General features: G+C 61.4%; 14 protein-coding genes. 3 read left to right on the forward strand and 11 right to left on the reverse strand.

The features are described from left to right. Positions 1 to 86: 86 nt before the first annotated feature. The 3 genes from J1N02_RS19315 to J1N02_RS19325 are packed head-to-tail and all read left to right on the forward strand — an operon-like array spanning position 87 to position 4,367. A complete protein-coding gene (locus J1N02_RS19315; protein ID WP_098480931.1) occupies positions 87 to 1,211 on the forward strand; it encodes a GNAT family N-acetyltransferase in 1,125 nt (374 codons plus the stop codon). Further along, positions 1,211 to 2,980, forward strand: coding sequence for an ATP-binding protein (locus tag J1N02_RS19320; RefSeq protein ID WP_421147595.1), 1,770 nt, complete (start codon positions 1,211 to 1,213; stop codon positions 2,978 to 2,980). Before J1N02_RS19315 ends, J1N02_RS19320 begins: the two co-directional genes overlap by 1 nt. Continuing rightward, the gene (locus J1N02_RS19325; protein WP_421147596.1) at positions 2,970 to 4,367 is read left to right on the forward strand and encodes a sigma-54-dependent transcriptional regulator; all 1,398 of its coding nucleotides are present in this window, start codon (positions 2,970 to 2,972) and stop codon (positions 4,365 to 4,367) included. Before J1N02_RS19320 ends, J1N02_RS19325 begins: the two co-directional genes overlap by 11 nt. Before the next feature lie 122 nt (positions 4,368 to 4,489). Here the strand turns inward: J1N02_RS19325 and J1N02_RS19330 are convergent, their stop codons facing one another. The 11 genes from J1N02_RS19330 to J1N02_RS19380 all read right to left on the reverse strand — a co-directional run bounded on the left by J1N02_RS19330 (position 4,490) and on the right by J1N02_RS19380 (position 16,760). Further along, positions 4,490 to 4,828 carry a GlpM family protein gene (locus J1N02_RS19330; RefSeq protein ID WP_421147597.1) on the reverse strand — a complete coding sequence of 113 codons (339 nt, stop codon included), beginning with the start codon at positions 4,826 to 4,828 and terminating at the stop codon, positions 4,490 to 4,492. Continuing rightward, positions 4,828 to 6,165, reverse strand: coding sequence for a sigma-54-dependent transcriptional regulator (locus J1N02_RS19335; protein ID WP_065926532.1), 1,338 nt, complete (start codon positions 6,163 to 6,165; stop codon positions 4,828 to 4,830). The genes J1N02_RS19330 and J1N02_RS19335 overlap by 1 nt, the downstream gene beginning before the upstream one ends. Then, the gene (locus J1N02_RS19340; RefSeq protein WP_368962184.1) at positions 6,162 to 8,063 is read right to left on the reverse strand and encodes a sensor histidine kinase; all 1,902 of its coding nucleotides are present in this window, start codon (positions 8,061 to 8,063) and stop codon (positions 6,162 to 6,164) included. Before J1N02_RS19340 ends, J1N02_RS19335 begins: the two co-directional genes overlap by 4 nt. A 66-nt stretch (positions 8,064 to 8,129) precedes the next feature. Beyond that, complete coding sequence (locus tag J1N02_RS19345) at positions 8,130 to 8,864, reverse strand: amino acid ABC transporter ATP-binding protein (protein ID WP_027604602.1); 735 nt, start codon at positions 8,862 to 8,864, stop codon at positions 8,130 to 8,132. Further along, positions 8,861 to 9,532 (reverse strand): amino acid ABC transporter permease, encoded by a 672-nt coding sequence (locus tag J1N02_RS19350; RefSeq protein ID WP_027604601.1) that lies wholly within the window; start codon positions 9,530 to 9,532, stop codon positions 8,861 to 8,863. The genes J1N02_RS19345 and J1N02_RS19350 overlap by 4 nt, the downstream gene beginning before the upstream one ends. Continuing rightward, positions 9,532 to 10,278: an amino acid ABC transporter permease gene (locus tag J1N02_RS19355; protein WP_024073702.1), complete on the reverse strand. Its 747-nt coding sequence runs from the start codon at positions 10,276 to 10,278 to the stop codon at positions 9,532 to 9,534. Before J1N02_RS19355 ends, J1N02_RS19350 begins: the two co-directional genes overlap by 1 nt. Before the next feature lie 194 nt (positions 10,279 to 10,472). Next, complete coding sequence (locus tag J1N02_RS19360) at positions 10,473 to 11,399, reverse strand: glutamate/aspartate ABC transporter substrate-binding protein (protein WP_027604600.1); 927 nt, start codon at positions 11,397 to 11,399, stop codon at positions 10,473 to 10,475. 312 nt (positions 11,400 to 11,711) lie between these two features. Then, the gene (glpD, locus tag J1N02_RS19365; protein ID WP_092356338.1) at positions 11,712 to 13,250 is read right to left on the reverse strand and encodes a glycerol-3-phosphate dehydrogenase; all 1,539 of its coding nucleotides are present in this window, start codon (positions 13,248 to 13,250) and stop codon (positions 11,712 to 11,714) included. A gap of 222 nt (positions 13,251 to 13,472) precedes the next feature. Continuing rightward, positions 13,473 to 14,228 (reverse strand): DeoR/GlpR family transcriptional regulator, encoded by a 756-nt coding sequence (locus J1N02_RS19370; RefSeq protein WP_027604598.1) that lies wholly within the window; start codon positions 14,226 to 14,228, stop codon positions 13,473 to 13,475. A 95-nt stretch (positions 14,229 to 14,323) separates the two neighbouring features. Further along, positions 14,324 to 15,829 carry a glycerol kinase GlpK gene (gene glpK, locus J1N02_RS19375; RefSeq protein WP_027604597.1) on the reverse strand — a complete coding sequence of 502 codons (1,506 nt, stop codon included), beginning with the start codon at positions 15,827 to 15,829 and terminating at the stop codon, positions 14,324 to 14,326. Between the two features lie 76 nt (positions 15,830 to 15,905). Continuing rightward, entirely contained in the window at positions 15,906 to 16,760 is an 855-nt protein-coding gene (locus tag J1N02_RS19380) for an MIP/aquaporin family protein (protein ID WP_421147598.1), read from the reverse strand. Between the last annotated feature and the right edge of the window lie 314 nt (positions 16,761 to 17,074).

The raw sequence follows: 17,074 nt of genomic DNA on the forward strand, positions 1-17,074 counted from the left end.
GGCTTGCCCGCTCACCACAGCAAGCACGCTCACCACAATAAGCCGCTCACCACAGCAAGCTCGCCAGCCATAACAAGGGAAACGATGTGATCACCACCCAAGCCTTCCCGACCATCCGGGCCCTCCAGCGTAGCGCCTGGAACGACTGTTTTCCCGGTGCCCTGGAAGACTGGGACTATTACGTCGCCGTGGAAAACGCCGCCATCGATGATTTCCAATGGCGCTACCTGGCGGTTTATGACAACGGAACGCTGGTGGCCGTGGCTGCCGCGTTCATCACCCATTATCGCCTCGACACCACGGTGTCGGGCGCCGGCAAGCGGTTGGCCGAACGTGTGGAACGGCTGTGGCCGGGTGTTTTGCAATTGGGCCTGTATGCCATTGGCTCCCCGGTGGCCGAGCGTTGCGATGCCGGGGTGGCCAGTGGCGTGCCCGAGTCGCGTCGCCCGTTGTTGCTCAAACACTTGCTGGAAGCCGCGCGCCAGGATGCCGATGACTTCGGTATCGGCCTGCTGGCGGTCAAGGATGCACCCAGCCAGGATCCCCATTGGCTCGACAGTTGCCGGGTGGCGGGTTTTCAAAGCATGCCGGGCTTGCCCACCGGGGTGTTGCCGCTGCCGTACGGCTCGGTGGACGCCTACCTCGGCTCGCTGGGCAAATCCACCCGCAAGGACTTGCGCCGCAAGCTGCGTGCACCTGGACCGCGGGTGGAGTGGCGCGGCAATATCGACGACGTGCTGCCCGAGGTCATGCGCCTGTATGAGGCCACGCTGACGCGCGCCGAGTTGCAGTTCGAACGCCTGCCTGCCGGCTATTTCACCGGCGTGCTGGAACGCCTTGGCGATCGCGCCGTCTGTGTTCTTTACTGGGTCGACGAGCAGTTGGTGGCGTTCAACCTGCTGCTGCTGGACGAGCACCGGTTGGTGGACAAGTTTTTCGCCCATGACGTTGCGTTCAGCCGTGACTACAACCTGTACTTCCGCAGCTGGCTGACCAACGTCGACTACTGTATTCAACACAATATTGCGGTGTATGAGTGCGGCCAGGCCGGGTATGCCAGTAAGCTGCGCCTGGGTTGCGAGTTCCAGGGCAACAGTGTGTTTTTCCGCCACCGCAACCGGCTGGTCAACGGCCTGCTCACGCTTGTAAAACTGTTTATTCGACCGGATCGTTCCGACCCTGCCATGGCTGCTGCGATAAGCGAAACCTGATGATCACCAAGACCCGCCAGAAAGCCCGCCCCTTTGCCATTTCGCGCTGGAGCGTCCAGCGCAAGCTGGTGCTGGCGTTCTGGCTGGTCAGCGTGATTCCCACCATGATCGCGGCGGAGCTGGCGGCGACCACGCTGTCGCAGATTTTCGACAGCAACGTGCGCATCTGGCTGCAGGAATCAACCAAGATCGTCAAGGACGAGATCGGCGACATCCTTCACGACAACGCGCGCATGGCCAAGCTGTTCCTGCGCTACACCAGCCCGCCCTCGAGCCGGCAGGCGGCCAAGCATGACCGGCTGACCGCGGACATCGCCGATGCCACCGACATCGACGTGGTGGCGCTGATCCGCACCAGCGATCAAAAGGTGGTGTTCAGCACGGCTTCCGATGACATTGTCAAACAGATCAGCCTGACCAGCAACGCGGTGCTGCAGACCGTGCAAGTGGCAGGGGTGAGCACCGGGATTGTGGTCTCGACCTTCGAAACCAGCCAGGACGGCGTCGACTACCGCCTGTTGGTGGCGACCTACCTGGACAGCAGCTTTCTCACCAGCGTGGCCGATGTGCATTCCCTCGACCTGCGCCTGTACCTGGCCAACCCCGAGGGGTTCTCGGAGATATTTTCGACCCAGCGCTTCGTGGACCATCCTGCGCGCATTCCGAAAAGTGTCGAGACCGCGATGCGCAGTACCAAGCAGCCCAGCGAGCAGTTCACCAACAGCTACAGCGGGCTGTACTGGCCGATCTTCAATGACGCCGGTGACCTCCAAGGCGTGATTTTCAGCGGCCTGCTGCGCCATACCAGCCTGGTGGGGCTGGTGAACCAGAGCAATCTGTTCGTGCTGATTTTCCTGCTCAGCTCGGCGCTGTCCCTGGCGGCGGGGGTGCTGGTGTCACGGCGCCTGACCAAGCCGTTGCGGGACTTGTCCGAAGGCGTGGGTGCGGTGATCTCAGGCAACTACACGCACCGCGTGCTGGTCAGTGGCGGCGATGAACTGGCGCAATTGAGCAGCACCTTCAACCATATGACCGAGCGCCTGGGCGAGCTGCACCACCTCGAGGCCCAACTGCGCCGGCGCGATCGCCTGCATGCCCTGGGTGAAGTCGCCATGGGCCTGGCCCATGAGATCCGTAACCCGTTGGGCATCATCAAGACGGCCACCCAGTTGTTGCACCGCCGCGTTGACCTGCCGGACGCCGACAAGCGCCACCTGGAATATGTGATCAGCGAAGTCAGCCGCATCAATGACTTGATCACCGAGTTCCTCGACTTTGCCAAACCCAACCCACCGTTGCGCGTGCTGCAGCCGGCCCGTCCGCTGGTGGAGGAGATCCTGGGCTTCTGCGCGCCGGAACTGGCCAGCCATAACATCGACGCGCAGATCGACGACCAGGCGCCGGGGGCGACGATCTACGCCGATGCCAAGCAACTCAAGCAGGCCTGCCTCAACCTGATTCTCAACGCCATCGATGCCATGCCTGAAGGCGGGCGCCTGACCCTGGGCATCCGCAGCGTGGGCGACAACACCGTCATCGCCATCGCCGACACCGGCCAGGGCATCGCGCCGGAGATGATCGAGCGCATCTTTACGCCATTCGTCACCACCAAGGCCTCGGGCACGGGCCTGGGCCTGGCCAAAGTCTATTCGATCATGGAAAGTCACGACGGCAGCATCGAATGCGCCAGCGAAAACGATGCCGGCGCCACCTTCAGCCTGTACATTCCAGCGACAGGCGAAGACGACGAGGACAGTCATGACGCATAACATTCTGGTAGTCGACGACGAACCCAAACTCTGCGACCTGCTGGCGTCGGCCCTGGGCCAGAACAACGTGCAGGTGTTCATTGCGGGCAACGGCCTGCATGCGCTCAAGGTACTCGAGCAGGAAGACATCGACCTGGTGATCAGTGACTGGCGCATGCCGGGCATGGACGGGCCGGCCTTGTTGGCCGAGATCAAGGTGCGTTATCCCCACGTGCCGGTGATCGTGATGACCGCCTACAGCACGGTGAAAAACGCCGTGCAGTCGATGCGCAACGGTGCCTACGACTACATTGCCAAACCGTTCGATATCGACGAGCTGGACATCACCGTGGCCAAGGCCCTGCAGTTTCGCGACATCATGCGCGACAACGCGCGCCTGCGCGCCGAACTGGATGAGCAGGCGCAGTTCGACAGCCTGGTGGGCGACAGCCCGGCGTTTCGCAAAGTGTTGCAGGCGGTGGATTCGGTGCGCGACAGCAGCACCACCATCCTGCTGACCGGCGAAAGCGGCACCGGCAAGGAAATGGTCGCCCGCGCCATCCACAAGCACGGCAGCCGTGCCGACAAGCCGTTTGTGGCGGTCAACTGCGCGGCGATCCCCGAAGGGTTGCTGGAAAGCGAAATGTTCGGCCATCGCAAGGGCGCGTTTACCGGCGCCGTGTCTGACCGGGTCGGGCGCTTCCAGCAGGCCGACAAGGGCACGCTGTTTCTCGATGAAGTGGGCGATATGCCCCTGGCATTGCAGGCCAAGATCCTGCGCGCCTTGCAGGAGCGGGTGATCGAGCCGGTGGGCGACCCCCGCGAGCGCAAGGTGGATGTGCGGGTGATCGCGGCCACCAACAAGAACCTGCTGGAGGCGGTGGCTAACAAGGAGTTTCGCGAAGACCTGTATTACCGCCTCAATGTGTTCCCGATCCCGCTGCCGGCCCTGCGTGAGCGTGTGGAAGACATCGCGCCCCTGGCCCGCCACTTTGCCCGGACCCTCAGCGCCACTGCCGGCAAGCGGATTACCGGCTTCAGCCCTGAGGCGTTGCAGGCCATGGCCGCGTATCACTGGCCGGGCAATATCCGTGAGCTGCAAAACTGTGTGGAGCGCGCGACCATCGTGGCCGCCACGCCTGTGATCGAAGACATTGATTTACCGGGTTATCTGTTTGCTTCCAAACCCAGCGAAGGCGGCGTGACCGCGATCCTCAGCGAAGGGCCGGGGATTCCCCAGGACCTGGATGCGGCGCTGGCGGAGGTGGAGAAAGCCTACATCCTGGCCGCCTTGCAGGAGAGCAACGGCGTGCAGGCTGCGGCGGCGGCGAAGATAGGAATTTCCGAGAGAAGCTTCTGGTATCGGTTGAAGAAGCTGGGCATCCAGGTCGACAAAATAGTCCGCTGACACGCCTCGATTAAAAGTGTGGGAGGGGGCTTGCCCCCGATGGCAGTGGGTCAGTTAAAGATAAGGTGACTGATACACCGCTATCGGGGGCAAGCCCCCTCCCACATTTGGATTGAGTGGTGTCAGGCGTGGACGCGTACCCACACGCTCACCAACACCGTCGCGGCCATCAGCCACGCTACCGCCGCGATGGCTAAAGAGGCCTCCAGCCGCATGCGGTCCACCATCACATACAACGTCGCCAAATACACAAAGTAGGGAATGATCGACCACATCCCGAACAGGATGGTGGTCTTCAAATCGTCCAGCGAGCGGCCCTTGCCGACGATGTAATGGGCGATCAACGCAAAGGTCGGAAACAGCGGCACCAGCCCGGCGATGTAGTAGTTCCTGGTCTTGGCCAGTGCCGCCAGGATCAGCACCACCGCCGCGCCCAGGGCGGCTTTCAAAAAAAGATCCATCAGTGGCTCAACCCGTATTTCTTGACCTTGTCGAACAAGGTGGTCTTGGCCATGCCCAGTTCCTGGCTGGCCTGGGTCAGGTTGCCGCCGCTGCGTTGCAGGGCATCGCTGAGCAGGTTGCGTTCAAAGGCTTCCACCGCTTCGGTGAACGCCAGGCCTTGGCTGCCGCTGCTGGCCCCGCTTTTCTTGAAGGCGGGCAGGCCGAGGGCGAAGCGTTCGGCGACGTTGCGCAGTTCGCGTACGTTACCGGGCCAGTCGTGGCTCATCAGGCTGGAGAGGGTCTGGTTGTCCAGTTCCGGCGCGGTGCGGTCAAAACGCAGCGACGACTGCTGCAGGAAGTGTTCGAACAGCTGCAGGATGTCTTCGCGGCGTTCGCGCAGGGGCGGCAGTTCCAGGGTCACCACGTTGAGGCGGTAGTACAGGTCGCTGCGGAACTGGCTGGCGCGGCTCAGTTCGTCGAGGTCGGACTTGGTGGCGGCGATCACCCGGCAATCCACGGCCACGCTCTGATTCGAGCCCAGGCGCTCCAGGGTGCGCTCCTGCAGCACTCGCAGCAATTTGATCTGCAGGTTGATCGGCATGCTTTCCACTTCATCGAGGAACAGCGTGCCTTCATGGGCGTGTTCGATCTTGCCGATACGGCGCTTGCCGGCGCCGGTAAAGGCGTTGGCTTCGTGGCCGAAAATCTCGCTTTCGAACAGGTTCTCCGGCAGGCCGCCGCAGTTGAGGGCGACGAACTGGTGGGCGTGCCGGCGGCTGAAATCATGCAGGCAACGCGCGACCAGTTCCTTGCCGGTGCCGGTCTCGCCTTCGATCAGCACGTTGGCCGAGGTGTCCGCGACGTTGGCGATCAGCTCGCGCAGGTTCTGCATGGCCGGCGAGCGACCGATGATGCGGCCTTCCAGCGAATCCCGCTCAGCCAACTGGCGGCGCAGCGACCAGACTTCCCGCGCCAGCCCGCGTTGTTCCAGGGCGCGGCGGGCGACGTCGACCAGGCGCTCGGGGGAGAAGGGTTTCTCCATGAAGTCGTAGGCGCCATTGCGCATGGCGCCGACCGCCATGGAGATGTCGCCATGCCCGGTGATCAGCACCACCGGCAGGCTTTTATCCAGGGCCTTGAGACGGGTGAGCAGTTCCAGGCCGTCGATGCCCGGCAGGCGGATGTCGCTGATCACGATGCCGGCGAAGTTCTCGCCGATGCGTTTCAACGCTTCTTCGGCACTGCCCACGCCCACGCTGGGGATGTCTTCCAGCGCCAGGGCCTGTTGGCAGCCGAGCAGCACATGGGGGTCGTCTTCGACGATCAGCACGGTGAGGTCTTGAGGATCAATATTCATGTCGACTCAGCTTGTTGAGCGCCCACCAGCGGCAGGCTCAGGACAAAGGCAGTGCCACCGCCGGCCGGGTGCTCCACGGCGAGGGTGCCGCCGGTGGCTGCCGCGAGGCTGGCGGAGAGGGTCAGGCCCAGGCCCAGGCCTTGCTCGCCGGGTTTGGTGGTGAAGAAGGGTTCGAACAGATGCTTGCGCGCCTCGGCGTCGATGCCGTGGCCGTTGTCGCGCACCAGCAGGCGGTATTTGCCCTCGGCGGCGCTGCCTTCCAGCCACAACTCGGGAGCCGGTTGTGCCTGCATGGCGTCGAGGGCGTTGCCGATCAGGTTGACCAGGATCTGTTCCAGGCGCGTCTGGTCGATCTGCAATTGGGCCGGGGCAAAGTTGCGGTGCAGGCTCAGCGGCAGGCTGTCCAGGCGTGGGCCGAGGACCTGGAACGCGGCGTCCACGGCCTTGGCCAGGCTGGCTTCGCCCTGGTCATCGCCGCGTCGGGCAAAGGAGCGCAGGCTGGCGGTGATGCGGCCCATGCGGTCGATCAGCTCGTTGATGGTCTTGAGGTTGGCGCTGGCGGTGTCCAGCGCGCCGCGTTCGAGGAAGCGCACGGTGTTGCCGGACAAGGTGCGCAGCGCGGCCAACGGCTGGTTCAGTTCATGGGCGATGCTGGTGGACATCTGGCCGATGGCCGCCAGCTTGCCGGCCTGTACCAGTTCATCCTGGGCGCGGCGCAGGGTTTCCTCGGCCTGGCGCCGTTCGCGGATCTGGCCCTTGAGCCGCTCGTTGCTGGCGCGCAGGTCGGCGGTGCGTTCGGCGATCCGCCGTTCCAGCTGGCTGTTGGCTTCCTGCAAGGCTTCCCGCGCAGCGAGGCGGGTGGCGATGACTTTGCGCCGCTCGTTCCAGGCAATCAGCAAAAACGCGACGAGGCCAAACGCGACAGCCACCAGGATGCCCTGGTTGATCGCCGCGCGGCGCAGGTCGTTGAGCGGGGTGAGCAGGGTGAAATTCCACGGTGTGTCATTGAGTGGGCGGGTTTGCGCCAGGTAGCTGACTTCGTGCTCGTCGTTGACCACTTCAGTGTTGGCCGGGAAGGTCAGCTTCTCGCTGCGGTCATTCAAGCGCTCACGGGCCAGGGGTTCCAGTTCGTTGAGCGTGGCCCAGTAATATTGCAGGCTGTGGGCCAGGCGATCCTTGGTCTCGTCGCTCAGCGGTCGCACCGCCTTGAGGCGTCGAGCCGGGTCGCTGGAGAGAATGATGATGCCGTTCTCGTCGCTCACAAAGGCTTCGAGGCGCGCGCGTTGCCAGCGCTCTTCCAGGGCTTCGAGGCGCACTTTGACCACCGCCACGCCGATGATCTTGCCGTGTTCTTCCAGGCCGTGGGCCAGGTAGTAGCCGGGTTCGCCGTTGGTGCTGCCGATGCCGTAGAAACGCCCGGGCTGGCCGCGCACGGCATTCTGGAAATAGGCGCGAAAGGACAGGTCTTCACCCTGGTAACTGTCGGCATCGCGCCAGTTACTGGTGGCCAGCACACGGCCGGTGGTGTCCATCACGTAGATGGCCCGACTGCGACTGCGTCGGTTCAGGCCTTCGAGGTAGTCGTTGACCGTTTTGCGGGTTTCCTGGTTCGGATCGGCCAGCAGCTTGGAGACGCTCGACTCCAGCTCCAGCAGGCTGGGCAGGTAGGTGTATTTGCTGATTTCACTCTCGACGGTGCGGGCATGCAGCTCCAGCTGGCGTTCGCCGTTGTCGCTGAGGGTGCGGATGCCGTAGTACTCACTGATCCAGAAGCCGATATAACCCAGGCCGATCATCAGGGCGATGATCAACGGCGGCAGGAACAGTTGGCGAATCAGACGAGGTTTCACGGCAAGTGATGGCGGTGCGGCGCGATAGAGGTTGGGGTCGCATTTCATCACAGATGCCTTGGGTCAACCAGTTGTGGCGAAGGGGGTGGCCCCTTCACCACAGCTGGGTGGTACTTAGTGCTGCAGGATTTTCTCAAGGAAGTGCTGCGCGCGCTCGGAGCGGGCGCTGATGTCGCCGAAGAACTCTTCCTTCGGGCAGTCTTCGATGATCTTGCCGGCGTCCATGAAGATCACGCGGTCGGCCACTTTGCGGGCAAAGCCCATTTCGTGGGTGACACACATCATGGTCATGCCTTCCTGGGCCAGTTGCACCATCACGTCCAGTACTTCGTTGACCATTTCCGGGTCGAGGGCCGAGGTCGGTTCGTCGAACAGCATGACGATCGGGTCCATGGCCAGGGCGCGGGCGATCGCCACACGTTGCTGCTGGCCACCGGAAAGCTGGCCCGGGTGCTTGTGGGCGTGCGCCGACAGGCCGACGCGCTCAAGCAGTTGCAGGCCTTTCTTGGTGGCTTCTTCCTTGCTGCGGCCGAGCACCTTGATCTGTGCGATGGTCAGGTTTTCGGTGATGGTCAGGTGCGGGAACAGCTCGAAGTGCTGGAACACCATGCCCACGCGCGAACGCAGTTTCGGCAGGTTGGTCTTCGGGTCGGCGATGGAGGTGCCGTCGACGATTATGTCGCCTTTCTGGAACGGTTCCAGCGCGTTGACGCACTTGATCAGGGTGGACTTGCCCGAGCCCGATGGCCCGCACACCACGATCACTTCGCCTTTTTTAACCTCGGTGCTGCAATCGGTCAGCACCTGGAAGTCGCCATACCACTTGTTGATGTTCTTGATCGAGATCATACGGCAAACCTTTTTTGCAGACGCTTGACCAGCAGCGAGGCGGAAAAGCTGATGATGAAGTAGACGACACCGGCGAAGATCAGGAACTCATTGGAGCGCCCGATGATGTCGCCGTTGGAACGGGCGGAGTTGAGGAAGTCCACCAGGCCCACGGTGTAGACCAGCGAGGTGTCCTGGAACAGGATGATCGACTGTTGCAGCAGCAACGGGGTCATCTTGCGGAACGCCTGGGGCAGGATGATCAGGCGCATGGTCTGGCCATAGGTCATGCCCATTGCCTGTGCCGCCGCCATCTGGCCCTTGGGGATCGACTGCACGCCGGCCCGCACGATCTCGCAGAAGTACGCGGCCTCGAACATCATGAACGCCACGACGCAGGAGGTGAACGCGCCGATCGGGGTGTCTTCGCCGGTGATCCAGCGCAGCACGAACGGCACCGCCAGGTAGAACCAGGTGATCACCAGCAGCAGCGGGATCGAGCGGAAGTAGTTCACATAGGCGCCGGCCACCCGGGACAGCAGTTTGCTGGACGACAGGCGCATCAGTGCCAGGATCGTACCCAGCGCGATACCGCCGATCACGCCCATGACCATCAGCTTCAAGGTCATGACCATGCCGTTCCACAGGCCCGGGATGGCGGGGATGATGCCGCTGAAATCGAGTTCCATTATTTACCCCCCACGGAGATCAGGCCGGGCACTGCGACTTTCTTCTCGACCACGCGCATCAGCAGCATCAGGCTCATGTTCAGGGTGAAGTAGATCAGCGTGGCCAGGGTGAAGGCTTCAAACAGGTTGGCCGAGAACTCGGCGGTCTGTTTGGTTTGCGCCAGCAGTTCCATCAGGCCGATCAAGGACGCCACGGAGGAGTTCTTGAAGACGTTGAGGAATTCCGAGGTAAGCGGCGGAATGATGATCCGGTAGGCCTGGGGCAGCAGCACGTTCCAGTAGATCTGCGGCAACTTGAAGCCCATGGCACGTGCAGCGGCCTCTTGGCCACGTGGCAGCGCCTGGATACCGGTACGCACTTGCTCGCACACACGGGCAGCGGTGAACAGGCCCAGGCACACGACAACGCTCAGGTAGGCCGAGGTGGTCGGGTTGAGGTCCTGCTTGTACCAGTCCTGCAGGTTCTGCGGCAGCAGGTCGGGTATCAGGAAGTACCAGATGAACAGCTGCACCAGCAGCGGCACGTTACGAAACAGTTCCACGTAGCAGGTCGCGATGCCCGATACGAGGCGGTTTGGCACAGTGCGCATGACCCCCAGAATGGAGCCCAGCAGCAAGGCGATAATCCATGCCACGACAGCGATGGCGATGGTCCAGCCCAGGCCGGCGATGTACCAGTCGAGATAAGTCTCGCTGCCCACGCCGGTGGACTTGAAGAACACGCCCCAGTCCCAGTTGTAATTCATTAGGGTCTCCCCTCGAGATCGATCGATGTACAAGCACCCGCTTGGGGAAAGTCCATTCCCGCCTGGCGATGAACGCCAGGCACACGCGATCGGCTCGAAAACCGCCCGGTCGAGTGTTCCAAAGTATAGCCAGCAGGTAGTAACAGACGCCTGAGGGAGGGTTGGCTCCCTCAGGCGATAAGGTTAGTCAGGAATCAGATTTTTACTTCAGGCGCCGGCTTGTCGGTCGGGTTCTTGATCAGTTCCTTAACCTTGTCGCTCATTGGGAAGTTCAGGTTCAGGTTTTTTGGTGGGATCGGGCTTTCGAACCACTTGGCGTAGATCTTGTTGATTTCGCCGGACTTGTACAGGCCAACGATGGCGTCATCCACCGCTTTCTTGAAGGCAGGGTCTTCTTTGCGAACCATGCACGCGTAGGCTTCGAAGGACTGTGGAGTACCGGTGATGACCCAGTCATCCGGCTTCTTGGCCTTGGCTTCTTCACCGGCCAGCAGGGCGTCGTCCATCATGAAGGCTACGGCACGGCCGCTTTCCAGCATCTGGAAGGACTCGCCATGGTCTTTGGCGGAGATGACGTTCATGCCCATCTGCTTGTCAGCGTTCATCGCCTTGATGATGCGCTCGGACGTGGTGCCGGCGGTGGTCACGACGTTCTTGCCCTTCAGGTCGGCGAAGTCGGCGTAGCTAGGCTTGCCTTCCTTGTCTTTCTTGACCAGCAGGCGAGTGCCGATTTCGAAGATGTTGGTGGTGAAGGCGACTTGCTGGGCGCGTTCGGCGTTGTTGGTGGTGGAACCGCACTCGATGTCGACGGTGCCGTTCTGAACCAGCGGAATACGGGTCTGCGAGGTGACCAGGTTGTACTTGGCCTGCAGATCGGGTTTGTTCAGGTCTTTTTTCAGGGCTTCGACGATGGCCAGCTGAATGTCGTGGGAGTAGCCCACAGGTTTGCCCGAACCATCCGCAATGTAGGAAAACGGAATGGAGCTGTCGCGGTGCCCGAGGGTGATGGTGCCGGAGTCGTTGATTTTCTTCAGTGTGCCGGTGAGTTCGGCGGCAAAAACTGGAGTGCTGATCAGAGCAGCAGCGATAGCTGCGCCCAGGATATGGGGAACGATGCGCATCAATACTTCCTCGACATTTGTTTTTTTTATGAAGCCGGCTAGACGGCTCTCTTGTACAGCGAATGCCCGTGACGGCTCCTGAAGCGTCCCAGGCAATCGTCTAGGAGTGTAGAGCATGAGTCGTGCCAGACCGGAAATAAAAGCTTAACAAGTTGATTTACATGAGGATTAATTTTGTATGACGACAAATATGTAACCGTTTGATCCGGTAAACCGAATAGGCTTGCCTGTGGCGTTCGGAAAACCGAATGCCAGGCGCTATAAAAAAGCCCCTGGGCCTTACGGCGCAGGGGCTTTTTTACGACGGGCCTGTCAGGCGGCTTCGATCTTGCTGCGGGTCTGCTCAACCTTGGACAGGTAGCGTTGCACGTTGTCCTGTTCCTGTGGGGTGGTGAACAGGCCGAGTTTGGTCCGGCGCCACAGCACGTCCTGGGGCTGGGTTACCCATTCCTCGGCACACAGGTAGTCGACCTCGCGGGTGTAGAGGCCGCCGCCCAAATGTTCACCCAGGTCAGCCAGCGACTGCACGCCTTCGAGCAGGCGCCAGGTGCGGCTGCCATAGGTGGTGGACCAGCGGCGCGCGATTTCGCTCGGCAACCAGTCGAACTTGCTGCCAATGGCCTCGGCCAGGGCTTGCGGCGTGGTCATGTCCTCGCCGCCGGGCAGGCTGGCGGTGGCGGTCCAGCTGGGACGCATCTGCGTGAAGTACGGGGCCAGTTGCGCCATCGCCGATTCGGCGAGCTTGCGGTAGGTGGTCAGCTTGCCGCCGAACACCGACAGGATCGGTGCCTCGCCCGTACCACCGGACAGCGACAGGGTGTAGTCACGGGTGATGGCCGACGGGTTGTCCGACTCGTCGTTGCACAGTGGGCGCACACCCGAGTAGGTGTGGACGATGTCGTCGCGGCTCAGCTGTTTCTTGAAGTGCGCGTTGACCACCTTGAGCATGTAGTCGGTTTCACCTTCGGTGATCGCCACTTTCGCCGGGTCGCCGGTGTATTCGCGGTCGGTGGTGCCGATGATGGTCAGGTGGTTCAGGTACGGAATGGTGAAGACGATGCGCTGGTCTTCGTTCTGCAGGATGTGCGCGTGGGCGCCTTCATACAGTTTCGGCACGATCAGGTGGCTGCCCTGGATCAGGCGGATACCGTAGGGCGAGTCCAGCTTCAGGTCGTCCTTGATGAACTTGGCGACCCACGGGCCGGCGGCGTTCACCAGGGCGCGGGCACGGATCGAGAACAGGCTGCCATCGGCGCGTTCCATGTTCATGTCCCACATGCCATTGCTGCGATGGGCACTGATGCAGCGGGTCTGGGTATGGATATGCGCACCTTTTTCACGGGCGGCCATGGCGTTGAGGACGACCAGACGGGCGTCGTCGACCCAGCAGTCGGAGTATTCGAAGCCTTTGGTGATTTCGCTTTTCAGCGGGCTGTCAGGGCCGAACTTGAGGCTCTTGGAGCCGGCGAGTTTCTCGCGCTTGCCCAGGTGGTCATAGAGGAACAGGCCGGCACGGATCATCCACGCCGGGCGCAGGTGGGGGCGGTGTGGCAGCACGAAGCGCATCTGCTTGACGATGTGCGGGGCCTTGGCCAGCAGCACTTCACGTTCGGCCAGGGCTTCGCGTACCAGGCGGAATTCGTAATGTTCGAGGTAGCGCAGGCCGCCGTGGATCAGCTTGCTGCTGGCGGAGGAGGTGTGGCTGGCCAGGTCGTCCTTTTCGCAAAGGAATACCGACAAACCGCGACCGGCTGCGTCTGCTGCAATGCCGACGCCGTTGATCCCGCCACCGATTACGGCAACGTCATAGACTTCGGCAAGCGGTGGAGCAGGCAAGGTAGAAGGGTTCATCGACTGGCCTCGGGAGCTTTTTCGTATTGGAATTCGAACATTAATGTTCATTTGCGAAAATGGTAGCTGATAAACGTGGGCACAGCCAGTCGACTTCGATTGAAAAAACTCATCGAAGGGCGGGAAAAGGAAAATTTGTGAACATAAGCCTGGGCAGGCTCGAGAAAAAGGCGCTGGATAAATCGCCATCGGGGCTTGCCCCCGATGGCTTCAGTGCAGACGCTATACGACTTCCAGGCGAACCTTATGCTGGTTCAGCAACTGCACCAGGGCCGGCACCGGCTCCTGATCCGTCACCAGGCAGTCCACCAGGCTGATCGGCCCCAGTCGAATCATGGCATTGCGCCCGAATTTGCTGGAGTCCGCCGCCAGGATCACCTGGCGTGCATTGGCGATGATCGCCTGGGAAACCCGGACTTCCTGGTAGTCGAAGTCCAGCAGGCTGCCGTCCTCGTCGATGCCGCTGATACCCACCAGCGCGAAGTCGACCTTGAACTGGTTGATGAAGTCGACACTGGCCTGGCCCACCACGCCGCCGTCACGGCGCACATTACCGCCGGTCAGCAACACATCGAAGTCGTCCTTTGCGCTGAGCATGGTGGCGACGTTGAGGTTATTGGTGATGATTTTCAGGTGATTGTGATTGAGCAGCGCACGGGCAATGGACTCGGTAGTGGTACCGATATTGATGAACAACGAGGCGTGATCGGGAATTTGTGCCGCGATGGCTTCGCCGATGCGCTGTTTCTCGTCGCGCATCTGGTCGGCACGCATGGCGTAGGCGGTGTTCTCGACACTGGAGTCATAGGCCGCGCCGCCGTGGTAGCGGCGCAGCAGATTGGCGTCCGCCAGCTGGTTGATATCGCGGCGGATGGTTTGCGGGGTGACAACGAATAGCTGCGCCATTTCCTCGATACTGACGTAGCCGCGTTCGCGGACCAGTTCGAGGATTTGCTGCTGGCGGGGAGGCAGATTCATGGGGCGTCCTTTGGGCTGCCATACAAAAGTGGCCCATGATGACGCAGGAATCTGCTCCCTGCCAGTTACAACCCGATATGGGGCCGGCGCATGGCTTATTCGGCGCCTTCGTGGGGCTCCCAGTCACGGGTGCGGCTCACCGCTTTTTGCCAGCCGGCGTAGAGTTTTTCCTTGGCGGCTTCTTCCAGTTGCGGTTCGAATTCGCGCTCGATCACGGCCTTGCCGCGCAGCTCGTCCAGGCTGCCCCAGAAGCCGCAGGCCAGGCCTGCCAGGTAGGCGGCGCCGAGTGCAGTGGTTTCGCGCATTTGCGGGCGCTCGACCTGGGTGCCGAGGATGTCGGCCTGGAATTGCATCAGGAAGTTGTTGGCCACCGCACCGCCGTCCACACGCAGGGCCTTGAGGCGTTCGCCCGAGTCCTGTTGCATGGCGTCGAGTACGTCGCGGGTCTGGTAGGCAATCGACTCCAGGGCGGCACGAATAATGTGATCCACGCGTACGCCGCGGGTCAGGCCAAACAGTGCGCCACGGGCATACGGGTCCCAGTAGGGGGCACCCAGGCCGGTGAAGGCCGGGACCAGGTACACGCCGTTGCTGTCCTTGACCTTGCCGGCAAAGTATTCGGTGTCGGTGGCATCGGCGATGATTTTCAGCTCGTCACGCAGCCATTGCACGGTGGAGCCACCGTTGAACACCGCGCCTTCCAGCGCATAGGCCACTTCGCCACGGGGGCCGCAGGCGATGGTGGTGAGCATGCCGTGCTTGGACTTGACCGCTTTGTCGCCGGTATTCATCAGCAGGAAGCAGCCGGTGCCGTAGGTGTTCTTGGCCTGGCCGGCCTCCACGCACATCTGGCCGAACAGTGCCGCTTGCTGGTCACCGGCGATACCGCCGATGGCGATGCCGCTTTTGGTGCGGCCGTAGATCTCGGAGGAAGACTTCACTTCCGGCAGCATTTCCCGCGGAACGTCGAGGATCTCCAGCATCTTCGCATCCCACTCCAGGGTGTGGATGTTGAAGAGCATGGTGCGCGAGGCGTTGGTGTAGTCGGTGACGTGGGTCTTGCCGCCGGTAAATTTCCAGATCAGCCAGCTGTCGATGGTGCCGAACAGCAGCTCGCCGTTGCGCGCACGCTCGCGGCTGCCTTCGACGTTATCGAGGATCCACTTGAGCTTGGTGCCGGAGAAGTACGGGTCGGTGACCAGGCCGGTGGTGTCGTTGATGTATTGCTCGTGGCCGTCGCGCTTGAGCTGCTGGCAGATCTCGGTGCTGCGGCGGCATTGCCAGACAATGGCGTTGTAGATCGGGCGGCCGGTGATCTTGTCCCATACCACGGTGGTTTCACGCTGGTTGGTGATACCGATGGCGGCGACCTGGTCATGGTGCAGGCCGGCTTGTGCCAGGGCCTCGACCATCACCGCGCTCTGGGTGGCGAAGATTTCCATCGGGTCATGCTCGACCCAGCCGGCTTGCGGGTAGTGCTGGGTGAATTCACGTTGGGCGGTGCAGACCACGTTGGCGTCGCGATCGAAGATGATTGCCCGGGAACTGGTGGTGCCCTGATCAAGGGCAATGATGTAGTTCTTATTCTCGATATCGGTCATGTCTATTGCCTTGGACGAAATAAGGAAGTCAGAAATCAGCCGGGGCCGCGAAGGGCAGAGGACCAGGCTGGCGCTTTCAGGAAATACGAGTCTTGCCGTTGACAGCCGTGTCAGTTGTTTCCGCTATAGCAGGTGCGGCGCTCGGCAAGTGGCGAGCAATCAGCCCGCGATAGGCCGCAGCACCGAGGCATGCGCCGACAATCGGCGCGAAAATCGGAACCAGGAAGTAAGGAATATCGCGGCCGCCAGTAAAGGCCATTTCACCCCAGCCAGCGAAAAAGGTCATCAGCTTGGGCCCGAAATCCCGCGCCGGGTTCATCGCAAAGCCGGTCAGCGGGCCCATGGCACTGCCGATGACCGCAATCAGCAGGCCAATCAGCAGTGGTGCCAGCGGACCGCGCGGCAGGCCGTTGTTGTCATCGGTCAGGGCCATGATCACGCCCATCAGGATCGCGGTAATGACCATTTCCACCAGGAAGGCCTGCGCCGTGCTCAGCAGTACATGGGGGTAGGTGGAGAACACCGAGGCCAATTCCAGGCTGGCCTGGGTGCCGCGTACCAGATGGTGGGTTTGTTCGTAATCGAAAAAGAGATTGCTATAAAGCGTGTACACCAGCGCCGCCGAGCAGAAGGCTCCGGCGATTTGGGCCAGGATGTAGAACGGCAGTTTGCGCTTGTCGAAGTCGGCAAAAATACACAGGGCGATACTGACCGCCGGATTGAGGTGAGCCCCGGAAATACCGGCGCTCAGGTAGATCGCCATGCTGACGCCGATCCCCCAGATGATGCTGATTTCCCACAACCCGAAGCTGGCACCCGCGACCTTGAGCGCAGCAACGCAGCCTGTACCGAAAAAGATCAGAAGCGCAGTCCCCAGGAACTCGGCCATGCATTGGCTCGAAAGTGAAGGCTGTTGAAGAGCAGTTGTCATGGAAAACCTCGATTGTTGTTCTTGTCTGGCGCACTGCCTCAACGGACGGTTGCGCGATTTTCACCGTGACGAGGATCCCCATCCAAGACACGGCTTACTGCTGGAACGCTGCAGGTGTATTCCTACAGTATTCGGAAACGAAAAAATATAGACAAGAATGACGGCTGTCAAAGGTCGAAAGTGAACTGTCGGTCACTTTCCAACTATTGGTTTGATGAATGATCACGCTCGCCACGTTAAGTATTGTGGACGGGGAGGGCGGACTAGAGCGTTTTATGCGGGCTTGGCCTAGAATTGGCCGTCAGTTTGCCACG

Origin of the sequence: Pseudomonas sp. NFX5 (assembly GCF_049132125.1) — a bacterium.
Classification (GTDB): Bacteria; Pseudomonadota; Gammaproteobacteria; order Pseudomonadales; family Pseudomonadaceae; genus Aquipseudomonas; species Aquipseudomonas marginalis.